Here is a 1,918-nt window from a genome sequence, read left to right as displayed (position 1 = left end):
TCTGTACATTATTATCTTAGCATTTATAAAAAGCTCAAAGTTAGTTAGGAAATTTAAATTATGAATGATGAATTGGAGATAAAACTCGAGGAGTTTTTTTAGAATTAATAAATAAATATTGTTGATGATTATTTATTATATTTTAACAGCGGAATTTTTTAGTGAACTTAACTATAGTGTATAGATAAATTTTTAAGGGAAAAGTGAATAACATAGTTACTGGAGATTATAATATAGATATTGATTATAGTTTTAATAAATATAAAAGCAATAGAAATTTAATTGCTGCAAGTTTATACTATAAATTCTTATGTGAAGTACTAAAAATAGAATTTTCTTAAGAATAGGCAAGCAATTTTTTTTAATTTATCTTTTAACTGAACTTATAAAATATAAATTAGCCTAAATAAATGGTAATTTGAAAGGAGAATATAAGTGTAAAAAATGAATTGTGATAATAAAAATGAACTGATTTTGAACTTAGATAAACTGCACACAACTGAGTTAGGAGTAGTCAGAATGAAGAGAAATCTTTCTTTAGAAGTAGATGTATGTTAGTCATCCTTTTGTATTTCTATAAAGGATATCAACTAATGTATATAGATAAATATAATATTAAAGTTAAAAAGCTATATATGATATTAGGAAATATAAAAGTACTAAGGAGATAAGAAGTTATTAACAATACATATATAAGGCAAGATTATATTGTGGAAAACATTTATAGCATGTGGATAACATATATGTAATATTTATTAGCTGTAAAGTGTTATAGCAATGTAGATAAAATATATATTTATATTTTAAAAGCCATTTTTCAGTTATATAAGATATATTTCTTTAGGAGTAATGTAAAGCAGGAGATAGAATATAATTTTAAATTTATGGCTTTGCTTTAAAATAATGTTGAAATAAGTACAATATAAAGGGATGTCCAATTGGATATCCCTTTAAGCATTAATATATAATCATATGTAAACATACATAAGAAAAACCGATAATTAATATCCATATTTCAGATGTTACTTACTTTTAAACTGCCAATTTTCTTTTATTAATAAAATAGCAAAATATAAGCTTAATATTACTCCCATAGCTGAAATAAAGTAGGTTAATTGGCTTAACCAGAACCCGATAATAGGAATGTAATGAAGGGCATTATAAGGAATAGGTGTACTTGCTAATGTTAAAATTATGCTTCCTAAAATACAATAAAGTAATTTAATATTCTTATTCATAAATTCTCTCTCTCTTTCTATTTTTAAGTAAACAATAATGTAATTACTTGTAAATTTTTACATTAATTATAAACTAAAAATAGCAATATTAAAAATAAATTTTACCCTTTATACATATATTGATTTAATTATATTAAGCTGTAAAGAGGATATATATTCATTGATTATTAGTTTATATAAACAATAGATAGTATATATTTTAAGTCTTTCTAATACCCATAATAAGAATATTGTGAGAATAAATTATACTTATCAATAAAACTTAATATATTAAGTATAATAAAAAGAAATGTAAATAGTTTTTATGTACTTTATTTTTTATTTATATAGAAGAATTATGTTTTAATAAAAATTATAGTTTTTCATATAATTAGTTTAAATTATAGTAAAAATAGAAATAAACATAACCATGTGTATCAATAGTAGTATTATTTAGAAAAATGTCGAATAAGTTCAATTAAACGTTGTGATATCCTTTAAATATATAAATTATTAATTAGTAGTTTTCTATAATAATGGTAAGATAAATCTTGTCCTGAGGGACAGCTGGAAACGGCAAGACAGTATTGAAAATATGTTAAGAAAGTTTTTATTAAATAATAAAAAAATGTTGACATAAAGGATATACAGTGTTAAGATAATAAAGTCGCTTGAGGGCGACGGAGATAATGGTCTTTGAA

Annotated in this window: 2 protein-coding genes and 1 pseudogene; 2 read left to right on the top strand and 1 reads right to left on the bottom strand. The window is 21.9% G+C overall.

All coding sequences use genetic code 11. From position 1 onward, the window contains the following. Positions 1-203 precede the first annotated feature (203 nt). Both Q5O44_RS04235 and Q5O44_RS04230 read left to right on the top strand, forming a co-directional pair. Entirely contained in the window at positions 204-341 is a 138-nt protein-coding gene (locus Q5O44_RS04235) for a hypothetical protein (RefSeq protein ID WP_022167147.1), read from the top strand. Between the two features lie 103 nt (positions 342-444). Continuing rightward, positions 445-549: pseudogene (locus Q5O44_RS04230) on the top strand (DUF3781 domain-containing protein); the annotation flags it as partial. A gap of 473 nt (positions 550-1,022) precedes the next feature. Here Q5O44_RS04230 and Q5O44_RS04225 read toward each other — a convergent pair. Beyond that, a complete protein-coding gene (locus tag Q5O44_RS04225; RefSeq protein ID WP_022167146.1) occupies positions 1,023-1,238 on the bottom strand; it encodes a hypothetical protein in 216 nt (71 codons plus the stop codon). Positions 1,239-1,918: the final 680 nt, after the last annotated feature.

Origin of the sequence: Clostridium sp. CAG:221 (genome assembly GCA_000435835.1) — a bacterium.
Lineage (GTDB): Bacteria > Bacillota > Clostridia > Clostridiales > Clostridiaceae > Clostridium.
This window is presented reverse-complemented; position numbering and strand designations above follow the sequence as displayed.

Coding starts and splice junctions, on each gene's coding strand:
- Q5O44_RS04225 (WP_022167146.1), bottom strand. CDS start 1,238: ATGAATAAGAATATTAAATTACTTTATTGTATTTTAGGAAGCATAATT.